This is a genomic window from Rhodopirellula bahusiensis (assembly GCF_002727185.1).
GTDB classification, from domain to species: domain Bacteria; phylum Planctomycetota; class Planctomycetia; order Pirellulales; family Pirellulaceae; genus Rhodopirellula; species Rhodopirellula bahusiensis.
Genome location: NZ_NIZW01000020.1, coordinates 40,489 through 55,854, shown reverse-complemented (window position 1 = coordinate 55,854; position 15,366 = coordinate 40,489). Strand labels below are relative to the sequence as shown.

Annotated in this window: 11 protein-coding genes; 4 read left to right on the top strand and 7 right to left on the bottom strand. The window is 55.8% G+C overall.

Annotated features, from left to right (window positions below; all coding sequences use genetic code 11):
* Window positions 1-205 precede the first annotated feature (205 nt).
* The gene (locus CEE69_RS22695) at window positions 206-394 is read left to right on the top strand and encodes a hypothetical protein (protein WP_233215533.1); all 189 of its coding nucleotides are present in this window, start codon (window positions 206-208) and stop codon (window positions 392-394) included.
* 204 nt (window positions 395-598) lie between these two features.
* On the opposite strand, the gene CEE69_RS22690 is transcribed toward CEE69_RS22695, so the two are convergent.
* The 5 genes from CEE69_RS22690 to CEE69_RS22670 all read right to left on the bottom strand — a co-directional run bounded on the left by CEE69_RS22690 (window position 599) and on the right by CEE69_RS22670 (window position 9,249).
* A complete protein-coding gene (locus CEE69_RS22690) occupies window positions 599-2,677 on the bottom strand; it encodes an outer membrane protein assembly factor BamB family protein (protein ID WP_099262901.1) in 2,079 nt (692 codons plus the stop codon).
* Between the two features lie 143 nt (window positions 2,678-2,820).
* A complete protein-coding gene (locus tag CEE69_RS22685; protein WP_315852540.1) occupies window positions 2,821-5,025 on the bottom strand; it encodes an outer membrane protein assembly factor BamB family protein in 2,205 nt (734 codons plus the stop codon).
* A gap of 344 nt (window positions 5,026-5,369) precedes the next feature.
* Window positions 5,370-5,792: a cupin domain-containing protein gene (locus CEE69_RS22680; protein WP_099262900.1), complete on the bottom strand. Its 423-nt coding sequence runs from the start codon at window positions 5,790-5,792 to the stop codon at window positions 5,370-5,372.
* Between the two features lie 475 nt (window positions 5,793-6,267).
* Window positions 6,268-7,128 (bottom strand): hypothetical protein, encoded by an 861-nt coding sequence (locus CEE69_RS22675; protein ID WP_233215531.1) that lies wholly within the window; start codon window positions 7,126-7,128, stop codon window positions 6,268-6,270.
* A gap of 300 nt (window positions 7,129-7,428) precedes the next feature.
* Window positions 7,429-9,249 carry a transglutaminase-like domain-containing protein gene (locus CEE69_RS22670; protein WP_390179996.1) on the bottom strand — a complete coding sequence of 607 codons (1,821 nt, stop codon included), beginning with the start codon at window positions 9,247-9,249 and terminating at the stop codon, window positions 7,429-7,431.
* Between the two features lie 556 nt (window positions 9,250-9,805).
* On the opposite strand from CEE69_RS22670, the gene CEE69_RS22665 reads away from it, so the two are divergent.
* Window positions 9,806-10,516 (top strand): hypothetical protein, encoded by a 711-nt coding sequence (locus tag CEE69_RS22665; protein ID WP_099262898.1) that lies wholly within the window; start codon window positions 9,806-9,808, stop codon window positions 10,514-10,516.
* An 18-nt stretch (window positions 10,517-10,534) separates the two neighbouring features.
* Here CEE69_RS22665 and CEE69_RS22660 read toward each other — a convergent pair whose 3' ends face one another.
* Together CEE69_RS22660 and murQ are read right to left on the bottom strand one after the other, a co-directional pair.
* Window positions 10,535-11,500 (bottom strand): N-acetylglucosamine kinase, encoded by a 966-nt coding sequence (locus CEE69_RS22660; protein WP_099262897.1) that lies wholly within the window; start codon window positions 11,498-11,500, stop codon window positions 10,535-10,537.
* The gene (gene murQ, locus CEE69_RS22655) at window positions 11,497-12,405 is read right to left on the bottom strand and encodes an N-acetylmuramic acid 6-phosphate etherase (RefSeq protein WP_099262896.1); all 909 of its coding nucleotides are present in this window, start codon (window positions 12,403-12,405) and stop codon (window positions 11,497-11,499) included. Before murQ ends, CEE69_RS22660 begins: the two co-directional genes overlap by 4 nt.
* Window positions 12,406-12,557: 152 nt before the next feature.
* Between murQ and CEE69_RS22650 the strand changes: the two genes are divergently transcribed.
* Both CEE69_RS22650 and CEE69_RS22645 read left to right on the top strand, forming a co-directional pair.
* Window positions 12,558-14,081 carry a sodium:solute symporter gene (locus tag CEE69_RS22650; protein WP_099262895.1) on the top strand — a complete coding sequence of 508 codons (1,524 nt, stop codon included), beginning with the start codon at window positions 12,558-12,560 and terminating at the stop codon, window positions 14,079-14,081.
* Between the two features lie 41 nt (window positions 14,082-14,122).
* On the top strand, window positions 14,123-15,349 hold the full coding sequence (locus CEE69_RS22645) for an exo-beta-N-acetylmuramidase NamZ family protein (RefSeq protein ID WP_099262894.1): 1,227 nt from the start codon (window positions 14,123-14,125) through the stop codon (window positions 15,347-15,349).
* The last annotated feature ends 17 nt before the right edge of the window (window positions 15,350-15,366 follow it).

Below are 15,366 nucleotides of genomic sequence, written 5' to 3'. Positions count from 1 at the left end.
AAGGTCGTCGAGATTCGCTTTGGTCGTGTTTTGTGTTGCTCTGGGTCGCGTTGCGTGCTCCGGAGCCTGCATAATCGGACCAAGCGGACCTTGGCTTGTGACGAAATGTCGCTTTTGCCAAATCACGACGTGATGGGAACGTCGAAAGGAAGGGTTAGAGAGCTAGGCTTTCGTGTCCACCGACCTTTTGAACGAGACGACACCCATGTTCGCTCCCATTTCGATGCCGTACGTCCACACGCTTCACGGTTTGACCTATCGGGTCTCACCAGTCTCGCAGCGTAGCGAGAACGAAGACCCACAAACTTCGCGACGCCGTGAAGAGCATGTGGTGGATCGTCCAACACCCAAACGCCGTGATTCCGAAGAGCAGAACCTCGATCAAGACGCGTAGTTTCGCGTCCGGTTCCGAGGCAAGTTCTTAGCCGAATCAACTCGCGTCAAAACGAGTATCGCCACCGGTCCAGTTTGAACTCGGTGGCGAATCGTTGATCTGATCAATCGTTTTCGGCTGTTCCAACACCGTGTTGAAAAATCAACGCGTCGCTCACGGTTCGTCGTGGCAACGCCAGGTGAAGGTCTCGGACGCTGAAGTCACTCAGCGAGGTTTGCCAATCGCGAATAGTTTGTCCTTTGTGCTGATGAAGATTGTTTCATCCGCTGCGACGGCTGTGCTGTAGACGCTGGTTCCCATGTTGATCTCTTCGATTGGTTCGTTGTTCTCAGCACCGAATTCGAAGACGCAAACGTCTCCGTCTTCGTCACCGATGTAAACCTTGTCATCAGCGATCAACGGGCTGCCCCAGCTTTGGGCAAACATGTCGTAGGTGAAGTGCACGATGGGAGTTCCGTCGTCGTTCCCCTTGGCGTCCAAGCAGTGGACCAACCCAGAGAAGTCTGCGATGTAGAGGACGTCGTCCTTGATCGCGACCGTTCCACAACTGCGGTGCATTTCTTCTTCGAAGTCGATTTCCCCGTCTTCGTTTTGGTCAGCCAGCGAGTAGTGCCAAATGACGGCAGAATTTGGGTTGTCGACTGCGGTCTCTCCCTTTTCGGCTTCAACCGCTTGAATGCGTTTGTGATCAATCGGTTCGCGGCTGTCGCCTTCCATCTTCACCGCCAATTGAGGCGAGACATCGCCGCGCTTGGTTGGGTCGATGCACCATAGGTGACCTTCGCCTTCGCCGTGTTCAGGGTCTTGCCCGACGGCGATGTAAACCCAGCCGTCGTAGGCGACCGGGGTCGCGATCAGGTTATTGCGAGTCCCTTCGCCGCCCAGGATCCATTTTGATTCCTTCGGATTGCAGTCAAACTTCCAAAGCAATTCGCCAGCACCATCTTTTCCGCCATCAGCTTTGAAGCTGTACAACCATCCGTCGCCGCCACAGAACAGAACTTGTGGAACGCCACCGAGGACTTCGATTGAAGGCGACGACCACTGACCGTGAAGGATGTTGGCGCCGGGGGACTGGTCGGTCCACAGAACTTCACCGGTGTTCTTGTTCATGCAAATGAAGCTGGGGGCTTCCGGAGCGGGCAAGTTGATGTGCGATTCGTCGAGGCCGTTGCTGGTGTTGACGAACAGCAAGTCGCCATAGCTGGTGACGCTGCAGGAGCACATGTTGTGTTGGCTGACCCCGAGTTCATCCATCATGTTGAAGACCCAGATCACATCGGCGTCTTGTTTGTCGTCCACTGACAACGTCTTGAAGATCGAGATGCGAGGTCCGAGTTGTTTGATCGCCAGCGAACGCTCGACGCCACCAAACTTGCCTTTGGCGGTCCATGATTTGTTTTCGGCGAGTGTTTTGATCTCGATGTCGCTTTCAGGATCGCTTCCAGCGTCTGTCAGAACCTGCGTCAAAGCTTCGGTCAATTCACCTTGGTTCAGTGAAGTGAGCGAATCTTCGTAGTCGCTGCCTTCGCCGCTGTTCATCAAATCGCCCACTCGAGCAACTTCGTTTTGGACTGCTCCGTCGTCTTCGCCGTCATGGAATCCTTGGGTGTCCAAGCAACGGACCTCGCCGCGACTGGTAACGAACCAAAGTCGTTCGCCTTCAACCAACGGTGCACAACAAATGCCCTGCAAAGGCCAGTCGTGGACTCGACCTGTGATCAGTTTTTCGCTGCTGTGTTGCCAAAGGAAGCTTCCGTCTTCTTGGTCGAATGCGAGCAAGCATCCGAGGTCGACGTTGCTGGGGTAGCGTTTTAGGTAGCCGTTGCCGTTGTTGGTGCCAACGTAGACTTGGCCGTCAGCGACGACTGGGTTGCCGTAGGTTTGGCTGCCGAGGCTGGAGAACCAACGAACGTTTTCGGCTTTGGATCCGTCCCATTCGCCCGAACGACGATCGAATTTGCCGATGTTCCAGCTTTCAGGCAAGTTCTTCGCGTTGGGAACGTTGTTGCGAACGCGGGTGCCGCCCCACTGTGGCCAATCTTCACCGGACTCCATGACTTTGGCAGGAGCCATGAATTCGTTCACGTCGGCAGGCGAACCGGAATCCGACTTCGATGTGTCAACGTCGGCGACAACCGTTTCATTCGCGGCCGCTGCGACCAGCGTGGCCGTGCTCAACGGGACAGGTGGCTGGCAACCGCTCAAAAGAACCGTTGTCAGTGTGCCCAGTATCGCTGAGCCAAGCATCAAGCACCAAGCAGAAAATTCAGAGCGAGCCATGATTGTTTTTTGGAGGGAGGGATCGTTGGGTGTTGGAAGCGGATCGCGAAAGTTGGAGGTTCGCGATCTCGCTGCTGGTTGGGAGGGAGTTCAATAGGTCAGTGACGATGGACGTGACGGGCGAACCGGCCGCGCCGATTCGATCACTCGTTGGGGGTGACTTCCAAGTTGTCGATGTAAAGTTCCGCGACCTTCGCATTGCCATACAAACCGGGGCTGGCTGACAAAACAGGGATTTTGTCTTCCGCGGTCACGGTCCAGTCAGCCGGCTCGTCTTCACCGCGGGGCCAAACTTTGCCTTTCAGCACGGCAATCGCGTCGTCGCCACTGCCTTCGATTTGGGCTCGGAATTTCATCCGGTACCACTGGTCTTCTTTCCAAGGAAAATCAACGGTCTGGGCCATTCGCAATTGCGGTGACCAGGATCGGATTTGCAGCTGTTGGCTGTTGCCCATCAGATCCAAGACATAACCGTGCGCGGTCAAACCAATGTCAGGGAGTTGATCGTTGGCACGACTGCCGCGAACGTCGGCGGCGATGGTGTAGTTCTTCAGTTCGCTGGATCCCATCCAAGCACGGCTGCGTGCTCCCTTGGGGATCGTGCTGATCTTGACCAGAGCGGGCGAGCCATCGACCGGACGGATGACATGGCGATAGCGAGCACCAACCCACGAAAGAGGTGGATCGTTCAATTCATCGAAGTTGAATGCCCAAGGCAGTTCGGGGACGATGCGAACTCGAGTGCTGCCGGAAACGCTTCCAACTTTTGCGATGATGGTTGCCGCTGTGTGAGCGACGTCGGAATTGGCGGTGAAGACGTTGCCTTCGACGGAGCCCGGACCTTCGACGCTGAACGTGACGTCCGAGCTGGCTGGGTCAGCCAGACGTTGTCCGAGACGATTGAACAATCGAATCGACAACTCCATCGTTTGACCCGGATGCAGCAGTCCTTCTGCAGGGGTGATCAGCAATTGAGCGGGCTCAGGGTTTTCTTCGATGTCCGTTTCACCGAGCAATTGCTCCGCCAAAACCAGTGGTTTCTGCTTCGATTCGGGTGAACCGACGCAGTACAGAGCTGACGCACCTTGGAAATACAGGTTGCCATTGGCCAGGATGGGCGAGGAATGGAATGCTTCGTTGCGGATTCGACCCTTGTTAAGAAACTCGACGCCGTCGTCGGTCATTTCAAGGATCGCCCAGCGACCGTTTTCGGTCAGGACATAAAGCTTGTCATCCGCGACCAAAAGTGATGGCCATTGTTTGCGGTCACCGATCGCGATTCGTTCAGCAATCAAGTCGCCGGTTTCGGTGTCGATGATCCAAAGTTTGCAGCGGTCATCGACCACGTACAGACGATTGTCCACGACAACAGGAGCGCTGCGGCCGACGACCAAACCTTCGAGCTTCCATACTTCTTTGCCGTAAGTTTCTTCGCCAGTTCCGCCAACTTCGACGGAGGCGACCGCGCCCATCGAACTGCCGGACATGTTCTCTTCGCTGTGGCTGGCGTAGACCCGATTGCCGTCCACCAGAGGTGTGGCAAACATTCCGCGACGGGAAAGATCGTGGTGCCAGAGCGGTTTGCCAGTTCGAGGTTGGATGCCCCAGACCGCTCCATCGCCCGTACCCAGAATCAATTGCCGTTGGCCTTCGATCGTGGTCAGCGTGGGAGCGGAATAAGTCGTGTCATTGGGCAAATCCTTGGTGCCGCTGAACCAGATGACTTCTCCGGTCAGTTTGTCCATCGCGATGAGGCGGTGGTTGGGTTTGGCTGCTTCGCCCCAGTTGATGATGATGCCGCTGATGATCACGAGGTCTTCGTGAATCACGGGGAAGTTCGTACGACCACCGTAGGTCGACAGCATTCCAAATTGTTCGTGAAGTGGTTTGCTCCAGACGGTTTGGCCTGTTTCGCCATTGATGCAGAGAAACAAGTCGCAAACGCCCAGGGCATAGACGTTCCCAGTTTCTGGATCCGCGACAACGCTGCTCCAGCCAACTCGTGTGTCGGGAACATCGGACATCCAGACGTTGAAGGCGTTTTCCCAGAGGGTTTCGCCCGTTTCAGCGTCCAAGCAAACGACTTTCTCGCCTTCGGTGTCCGTTCCTGGATTGGAACGCATCATCGTGTACAGCCGACCATTCATCGCGACTGGTGTGCTGCGAGTACCGATGTCGTCGCGTTTCCACAGCAGGTTGCTTCCTTCGCCGCCTTCGGAATCCCAGTCTTCAACCAGGTTTTCAGCGTCGGCGGTCCCGTTGAAGTTGGGACCTCGCCAGTAAGTCCAATCCGCTGTTTTGCCGCTTTCTTGGGCGTGGGCGGTGTTGGATCCGAGGGTCACGCCCATGCAACCCATCAAACACAGCAACAAAGCGACGGCGCGGGGCGTGCGATCCTGTTGTTGTGAGGTCCTTAGGGAGTGTGGCGAAGTGACTGAGCGGCGCAACGTCGCGAACATCAAGGATTCCGGTGGGGCAGGGCAGGGATGGGGTGGGGTAGCAGCGGTACGACAGGATAATTCGAATCGTACTAGTTGAAATGATTTTAGCGTGCCGGCACCCGTCGCGTGCAATCCCCTCGAATGCTCAAAAGAGTAAAAGCTGGCAAGTCGGACATTTCTCCGCGTTTGAAAGGCCTATCAACGGCAAAGACCCCCGAATTTGCGTCGCGGATGCACGGGACAGTCGCGTTTCAGGGCCTGTCAGCATCGGGATCGCCGAAGTGTTCGTCCGCGGCGTCGAATTCTGGTGTGCAAACGATCAGAACTTCCATCTTCCCGATTGCTCGATGTTTGACTCCGGGCGGAATCAGAATGGACATCAAAGGTCGAACCGGGTGGAGTTGGCCGTCGAGTTCGATGGCCGCATCCTCGTCGCACTTCAAAATCACATAAATCTCAGTGTGATCGCGGTGGTAATGCGACTTGGCATCGAGGCTGATTTGCGTCAGGTGAAGCGTGCCGGGGAAATCGGGTGAAGCCGCAAAGGCTCGCCGAGCCCACCCGCAGGGGCATTCGACTGGTTCGACCAGAGTCAAATCCACGATCTCAGGCTGAGTCGCTGGCGGGGGCGTCGCTGGATTCCTCGATGTACCGAGTTCTGGGCCGGGTTTCATGGCTGGCGGTTCCACACGGAAAAACGCTCGGATTGAGCTTGTTTTCTGGTCGTCAGAGGGGGTTTTTGTCAGTCTGGATCGATTGCATGCATCGTACCAGAGGATTGTTCGGGACGACCCGCACCCGCCGAATAACCGGGCTGAAATTCCGTAAGCCGCAAACGTTAACAAGCTGCCGAAAAACACCCAAACCACTGCATTGAACCCCAGGTGTCGCCGATACGTTTGTTGTCCGACCGCATGAGTCGGGCCTGTGACGCTCCCGGCGTGGCTGGCTCGAACACAACTCAGGCGACTCGGGTGACCCAGAGGTGCAGACAGCGGATGTCTGTATCTGGCAGATGTTTCTCCACTGAACGACAGGTTTGACAACACCGTCGCCAGGCATTCTGGCACGAATCGAAATGGATTTCAGAACTGAACGAAGTCAGCGGGCTGGGTGCTCGCACCTGGTTCGGTTTGTGTTCTGAAGTCTTCACCTCGGGACTTGATCGTCGGCGACTTCGTCCGACGACCGTGTCCCCAAGGGCACCGATTCAACGGTGAGGTTGCAAAATCGCAAGTGATGGATCACTGCCGACAACTTCCCGCAACAATCTCGAGAGGGAGAATAATCTCCGATGAAGCGGACAATTTTAACATTGACGATGGTCGTGGCGAGTTCGGTCTGTACGCAAGGCTTCGGCTTTGACTTGCTTGATCGCATGCTCGGCATGAAAGGCTGCGGCAGCTCAACAGCTTGCTGCGAAGCTCCTGTTTGCGAGCCCACTTGTGGCTTGGAAGCACCTTGCGGTGGTTGCGACAGCGACTGCGGATGTGCTCCTGCTTGCGAACCCGATTGTGGTTGCGAAGCCCCTTGTGGCGGTTGCGACTCCGGTTGTGGCTTGCTGAAGGGTGGCTTGTTGGGCGGCTGCAACAGCTGTGCAGAACCAACTTGCGGTTGCGAAATCGCTGATTGTGGCTGTGCACCTGCATGCGAAACCGCTTGCGAACCAGCTTGTGGTTGCGAAATCGCTTCTTGCGAACCTTCGTGCTGCGACAGCGGATGCAGCATTGGCAAAGGCGGCTTGCTGAGCAAGTTGTTCGGCGGCAAAGGCTGCAACAGCTGCTGCGAAGCTCCTTGCGAAATCGCTTGCGAGCCAGCTTGTGGTTGCGAAGTTGCTGATTGCGGCTGTGGATCGCCTTGCGGTTCAGCATGCGAACCAGCTTGCGGTTGCGAAGTCGCTTCTTGCGAACCTACCTGCTGCGATAGCGGTTGCTGCAGCGTCGGCAAAGGTGGCTTGCTGAAGAAACTCTTCGGTAACCTCGGTTGCAAGAAGAGCAGCTGCTGTGACATGGGCTGCGACGCAGCTCCTTGTGACACCGGATGCGGATGTGGATCGACCTACGCTGCTCCTACTGCCGCACCTGTTGCTGCTCCTCAAGCAGCTCCAATGCCACCAGCACCGATCGTAGATCCAAGTGCAAGCATTTCCCGTAATCGTCGCGTCATTCAGGCCAGTGCCAGCTACGTTCGCTGAGTGAACTTGTTCACTTGATGAAAGTAGACCACTGCGTCAAACAGACGTGACCTCAAAACGCCTCGGCGAAGGGTAACCTTCTCCGGGGCGTTTTTTTATGCGCCCACATGGTTTGATCAAGCACCGCGAATGACGGCGTAAATGCTGATCTGCATTCGCGAAAGTTTGTCGATGAAGTCCTCGACCAACTCGATGGGCTCGATGTCCTTCATGTCCGTGGATTCAATCGCCAAACAATCCGGTTTGGTTTCGGAGCCCACGACAGGGTCCAACGAAATCCATTGATCGTCGACTTTGGCCACCACCCAAGCGTGATAGACAAAGCGGTTGCCATCAGGCAAACGGGCACGAGTTTGGAACGGCAATGCCAAGTCTTGCGTCGGTGAGATGTGGTCGGCCGTTTGATGACGAATACCCATCACCATCCGAGCTGGGATGCCCGCGGATCGCAATAGAGCCATCAACAAAATCGACTGCTCGGTGCTGTCCGCGGTCGAAGAGTCAGCGATCTGGCTGGCCGATCGCATGCCTTGCGAGAGCGGTTCGAACGATAACAGAGAGTGAACCGTGCGGTTCATTTCCATCGCTCGTTCAGCCGTGGTGAAGTCGGGGCTGTTGGCGGTCGCCTTGGCGATGCGACGCACAGTGGCGGACCGATAGTCCAACAAGGAAGTCGCCGCCAAATCCGCCGGCGTGCTGTCACCGTCGAATTGGTCAAAGCGGTCGCGAAGCTTTGATTTGGGAACCGGGACACGCGAAACGATCAATTTCTGTTCGACACCGTCGCCGCCGCGTTGGAGATACTGTCGCGGTGCCAATGCAATCTGCTTGTCTTCTTCCTCAGGTGGCGTTTCCGATTTTGGTTCAGTCGCTTCTTCATCGCCCGCGGGAACTGACTCGGGTGCGGGCGGTTTGGCCCACATGATTTTGTAGCCGACCTGTCTGAGATCACCCGCCAGCAGACTGGATTCAGTCTCCAGTGGTTTGCCCTGGACTTGAAGAGAGATCGGATAGTCCTGGCTCAGGAATTCTTGTCCCAGCAACTTGTATTGCGACTCTTTGCAACCGTACGAAAATCGCTGCTCGTTGGAGACGTGGTAGAGCTGGACCTGACCTTGATCGTCAAACCAATAAACGCTTTCTCGTTGACGTTTGGGGTCGAGCGACAACAAGCACGACGCTTCCTGCAACACGACCTCTTGGAAGCCAGCCGGAGTCAACACCGAGGGTGATGCGAGTGAGTTGTGTTGAAGACGAAGCGTTGCGACTTCACCCAAGATGGGAAGCAAGACTCTGGCTTCACGAGTCTCGCCTTCTTTCAGCGGCTTTCGGCGCAGTGTTTGGTAAACGTGCAATGGTCCGCCCAATGGCGAGTTGATCCGCAACGTCTTCTTCTGAGTCTTGACCAGTCGATCATCGACGAACTGCACTTCGTTCGGTGTGATTTCGATGGTTCGGTGCGATTCGATCGGCCCGCGTCGAAACGTGCAGTCCACTTTTTTGAGATCGCCATTGGCATCGTGCCAAAACGTCTGCTGATTAGATTCGAGGATCTGCAACATGCCTCGATAGGTCAAGCCTTGTTCTTCCAATTCGACCTTGATCTGGTTGTCGACGGTGCGAGTGGACTTGGCATGAATGCCGCCGAGAATCGTTGATCGGAGGCTGTGAACTTGCCAGGTCTCCCATTCGTCGGCGAGCTGGTTTTTGATCGCACCTTCGGAGGGCCGAGACGCAGGTTTTCCGGAGATCGTTTCCATCGTGTCGGATGGCGACTGACCCGGTGAGAGAATCTCCGGCATTCCGGATTGACGCATCGCATCGGCGGCTGAACTCGGTCGCGCCGTATTGCTGGCTTGAGAAGCAAACGAAGACGATGCCTCGGGGTGCCACGGTGCCGGTTTCTCGAACGTCTCGATGTCGTACCGATCCGGCACGTCGCATCCCAATGGGGCCAAGGTCACTGCCACACACAGTGTGATCAGCGAAGTCTTCAGCGATTCTCGACGTCGAGGTTCCACCACGGGAGTTCCTTCTGAGTCAAATTCATCGTGAAAAAATGATGAACGACCTGCGCGAGAGATTCGGAGACGGGACAAGGCCCGCCGGAATGCTGTTCGATCCATCATGACCAGCCGCCTGAAAGCGTTTTCAAAGAAGCGTGTTTGAGATTGACGGCGTCTGAATACCGCTGACCTACCAATGTCGACTCCCTGGCTTTTGTGTCAACCGCTTTCGGTGGGTTCTGTTCACCTGTTGGCCATTTGGCAGCACCTTGAGCGGAACGGTTGTGACGGTCCTAGCGGTGGAAACGCTTGGGGGGCCGGCACAATAGGCATTCGGTGAGTTTTGAGCGGTTCTGGATGTGTTGTGGGCTCTTGTTCGAGGCGTGACCTAGCTTTGTGTGTTCACCAGTCGCAGCGGTGGACCGGCTCAGGCAATCTTTTCCACCCTGGTGTCGACATCACAAACGCGTCGAAAATTACCAATCAAATGGGCTTTCTCAAACGCATCCTTCGTCCAACGGCACAGGACGACGCGATTCCAACATCCGCACCTGGCAGCTTCGAGCGTCTTTCCGACGAAGAGTTGCAGGTTCACATGGGGATCAAAACCTATGGCATGTTTGAATTGACTGACGCCATCCGACCATCCTACGACGTGCAGATTTCGCCACGTCAGGGATTCCGATACGACAAATACGTCGACGAATCCAATGGGTCTACCACCCCGGTGATCATGGCCGCCGCATCCAAACCCATTTTGATGGATGTGTTCTTGGATCTGATCGATCAACTGGGCAGTGTTGTCGATGTCGTCTTGGAAACCAGCCATCACAGTTCTTCGCAACACGAAGATCTGTACCGGGAACACATCGACGTGCCGGTGCTGAAAAGCATCTTGATGGAATTCGAAGACGTGTTGCTAAACGACGGTTGCACCGGAATCGCAATCATCAACACGGCCAAGCAACAGGAAGTCCAGCTGGATGAACACAAGCTGTTGATTGCCTACGGAACACCACTGGATGGATTCCGTCAAACGCTGATCAATTCCGATGTCTACCCAGACGACTCGATCAAGTTTGTCACCGAAGCCGAACACGTGCACAGCAGCAGCGAACGCTTGTACGACAAGTTCCAGCAATTCAAAACCCGCTTGGGCGTTGAAGACGAACACGAGCCCGAATGCGGTGCCTGGTGATCGATCGGGCTCGCTGTTTCAGTAAGCCCGATTCAAACCCGCAGCGATCACCAGCGTGCCGGCGACTGACTCCGGTATTGCATGGTATGTCGTTTTGATTCCTGATTCGGCCAGCTTGTCACAGACGCTTTGCGTGAATGCTGGTTGATGAATCAGCACGCTGCCGGTGCCTGCTAACGAGCATGGTCGAGTGGTCATGCCGAGCCGATCGACCAGTGTGTGCACCATCTCAGCTAAATCTGTGGATGCCTGATCAATGATCTGCATCGCAACCCGATCGCCGGAACCAGCTACATCAAAGACGAGTGGCGCGAGCGAGGCGATCATGATTCGGTTGTTGGGGTCTGCATGAAGGATCGGAATCAATTCACTGGCCGATGTGATTCCAAGATGGTCCAGCAAGCGTTCGTGCAGTTGTGTGCTTGGTCCGCGTCCATCGTCGGCGCGAACAACTGCACGCAATGCCGCGAGTGAAATTTGGTAGCCACTGCCCTCATCGCCAAGCAGGCTTCCCCAGCCGCCGCATCGCGACCTGTCACCATTTGCATTCTGACCCAGTGCCAGCGAACCGGTGCCCGCGATCAGTGCGATTCCGATCCCGTCTGACGAGGCGGCATATAGCACTGGCAATGCATCATCGATGACCGTTAATTTGCTGGTCAGTTGACATTGGTCGGCCCAAGACCGGATGCGTTGTTGTTCAACATCTCGACCGGCACCCGCGAGTGCCAAGCAAGCACTCTCGACGGTGACTTGGGAAAGCTCCGCATCTGTGAAGGCTCGCTCGACCGCCTGATTCAAATGATCCAACGCCGTCTCGAAGCCAACGCCGCGAACATTGGACGATCCCGAACGTCCTCGACCGATGATTTTCATCGTGTTTGAGAGATCGCTTTTGGCGGTGAAGTTGCATCTCGCCAACCAAGCGACGGTCTTGGTGCCGCCCCCGTCGATTCCCAAAATCAGTCCGTCTGACGCATTCATTTGGATGGTGACGCGAGCAAGCGACTGAGGTGTCCGTCGACGTCGATCAACAATTGACGTGCGGTCTGCGGCGAAACCTCTTTCATGTGAACGACGATTGCGGTCTTCACTTCGCCGTCGCATTGTTGCAGCAATTGTTCGGCTTGATCCGCTGAAATCCCAACGATCTCAGACAACATCTGCCGCGACCTGGCAACCAGTTTTTCGTTGGTGGCACGGACGTCGACCATGCGATTGCCGAACGTCTTGCCGATCCGAATCATGGCACCGGTCGTCAGCATGTTCAGCACCATCTTGGTCGCTGTGCCCGCTTTCAATCGAGTTGAACCGCTGACCACTTCCGGACCGACAACCGGTGCGATCATGATCTGGGAAAGCGGTCGCAATTGGCAGTTCGGATTGCAACTCAGCCCCACCGTGACAGCGCCAACGGACCGGGCGTATTTCAAACCGCCGATGACGTAGGGCGTGCGTCCGCTGGTGGCGATCCCCACCAACACGTCGTTTTCGGACAGCTTGATGTTCGATAAATCACGCTCGGCATATTCCGGATGGTCTTCGGCCCCTTCGATCGCACGGGTCAGAGCCTCGGGGCCTCCCGCGATCACACCGACGACCATTTCGGGTGGGGTTCGAAACGTCGGTGGGCACTCACTGGCGTCGAGCACTCCCAAGCGACCGGACGTGCCGGCACCCAGATAAATCAATCTCCCGTTGGATCGGAATTTGTCCGCGATCGCATCCACCGCCTCCGCGATCTGCTGGGCTTGCGTGTTCACTGCCTCCGCGACCAAGGCATCTTGTGAATTGATGAGCTGAACGATCTGCAACGCGGACAAGGAATCGATCTGGGCAGAGGCCGGGTTGCTGGCTTCCGTGGTCAATTGATTCAACTGGTTCAGCATGGTGAATGGTTTCGCATGAGTGTTTCCCTGACCGCAACAAACCTTGTTACAACGAAATACCTCGTCACAACAAAATACAGTAAGGTAGCCGCACGGGTGAGGCGGGGCGGATTCACTTTGACCGATGGACTTCAGCAAACGAGATTCGACACTTGGCTATCAGCTCCTTTGACCTCGCCGTCCTGGTCATCTACATGCTTGCGATGGTTGCCTTTGGTCTCTGGGTTGGCCGAGACCAAAAGGATTTGGCGGGCTACTTGTTGGGGGGGCGTGACATGCCGTGGTGGTCGATCCTGGGATCGATCGTCGCGACAGAAACCAGCACCGCGACATTCTTGAGCGTGCCTGGAATTGCATTCGCGGTCGATGGCGACATGCGTTTTTTGCAATTGGGAATGGGGCTGGTCATCGGCCGTTTGATCGTCGCGGTGGTGTTGGTGCCTCTGTTTCGCCGCGGCGAAATCTTTTCGGCCTATGAGATTCTGAACACGCGATTTGGTGGTGCCAGCAAGCGTTTCGCATCGTTGCTGTTCTTGGTCACTCGAAACTTGGGCGATGGGTTGCGTCTGTTCTTGGCTGGCATCGCGTTGGAAAAGGTCCTCAGCGTTGACCTGGTTAGCTGCATCGTGATCCTGGGTGTCTTCACGATCATCTACACGTTCTTTGGCGGGATCAAAGCCGTGATCTGGAGCGACTGCATTCAGTTGGTCGTTTACATGGTCGGCGGGGTGCTGTCGTTGCAGATCCTGGTCAACTACTTCCCGAATGATTGGCAGCAACTGGTCGAATTTGGTCAGGAGACCGGGCGTTTCCATGTCTTTGATTTTCGCGTTCGATCAACCGAGACATTCAGTGTGCTGACGGAGCCTTTCACATTCTGGTCGGGAGTCATCGGCGGGGCGGTGTTGACGCTGGGAACTCACGGGACCGATCAAATGATTGTCCAACGTTACTTGGCCGCACGCAGCACAGTGGATGCGCAGCGAGCTGTGGTTGCCAGCGGCGTGGTGGTCTTGATCCAGTTCGCATTGTTCCTGTTGCTGGGTGTTGCGTTGGCATGTTTCTATTCGCAAATCCATCCGCGAGCGTTTGAACACAATGACGAAGTTTTCGCGGCATTCATTGTCGACTACCTGCCGGTTGGTTTGGTCGGCCTCACGCTGGCAGCCGTGTTCGCAGCCGCTATGTCGACGTTGTCCAGCTCGTTGAATTCATCCGCTTCGGCAGCCGTCTCGGATTTCTACCAACCTTGGCTGCTCGCTCGCCGCAACGGATCGGCTGACAAGGAAGCTGAAGAGAAGCGTTCCGACAACGAAACGTCTGGCAACCTGCTCGGTGTCAGTCGCAAGCTGACCATCGCCTTTGGTTTGATCCAGATCGCGATTGGGATCGGTGCGAGCTATCTTTCCAGCAGTGTCATCAGCGATGCACTCGCTATCGCCGGCTTCACGGCCGGGATTTTACTGGGCGTTTTCCTGCTTGGGATTCTGACCAATTCCGCTCACCAACGTGGTGCACTGATTGGAATGGTCTCGGGCATGATTGTGCTCACGGCGATCAAGTTTGGAACGTCTGTCGCTTGGCCATGGTTGGCGATCATCGGCTCGGTCACCACCTTCACGGCAGGCTACCTCGCTAGTCGCTTGGTCTCGGCTGGGCAACGAGCGAACAACTGATATCCCTTCCTCGACGAATGACTCTGAAACACCAACCACTCATGTCTTCTTTTAAACCAATCATGCCCTCTCTATTCGTCGCAATTTGTCTGCTTGCGATCACGCTTTCCGCCTTCCAACCCAATGTCGCGACCGCGCAAGTTCTGGCCGGAATCGATGTGTTGCAACGAGATGATTTTTCGAGCCTTGCTGGACAGAAGGTGGGGCTGATCACGAACCACACGGGAACGAATCTGACCGGAGCCTCGACGGTTCAGTTGCTGCACGATTCAACGGACGTGGACTTGGTCGCTTTGTTCAGTCCGGAACATGGATTTGTGGGTCAGTTGGATCAAGCAAATATCGACGACCAACAGGACTCGTTGACCGGATTGAAGGTCCACAGTCTGTACGGCAAGACTCGTGTTCCGACGGCGGAGATGCTGGAAGGCATCGACACGCTGGTCTTTGATATTCAGGACATTGGCGTTCGCTTCTACACCTACATCTCGACGATGGGTGGCGCGATGAAGGCGGCGGCCGAAAATGATGTTCGGTTTGTTGTTTTGGATCGGCCCAATCCGATCAACGGGACGGAGGTGCAAGGTCCAGTCACCGATGCGGGCAGCGAATCGTTCATCGCTTACCATCGCATTCCCGTCCGGCACGGAATGACGATTGGTGAGCTGGCCAAAATGTTCCAAGCGGAATGGGAACTCGATCTGGATCTGCAAGTCATTCCGATGGAGGGTTGGGCAGGACGCCCCGGGTTTGATCAAACCGGACGGATGTGGATCAATCCGTCACCCAACATGCGAAGCCTCAACGCGGCCTATCTGTATCCGGCGATCGGGCTGTGGGAGACGACCAACTTGTCCGTGGGCCGTGGCACGGACACACCTTTCGAACACTTCGGTGCTCCCTGGATCGACGCGTTGGAATTGGCTCGTGAACTGAACGCCCAGGGATTGAGCGGGGTGAGATTCGTTCCAATTGAGTTCACGCCGGACGCCAGCAAATTTGCCAATGAAAAGTGTGGCGGGGTGAACGTGGTCCTGACTCAGCGGGCTGAGTTTGATCCATTGCGAACGGCGCTAACCATTGCCGTGACGTTGAGGACACTTGCCCCCGACGACTGGAATACGAAGTCACTGAACCGTTTGTTGGTCAGCCAGAAAACAGCGGAGGGAATCCTTGGCGGTCACTCGGTGGAGCAGTTGCAGGCGGCCTACGAAGAAGAGTTGGAAGAGTTTCAAGCTCGCCGAGCGAAGTACCTGATGTACCGCTGATTTCCTCTGAAATGATC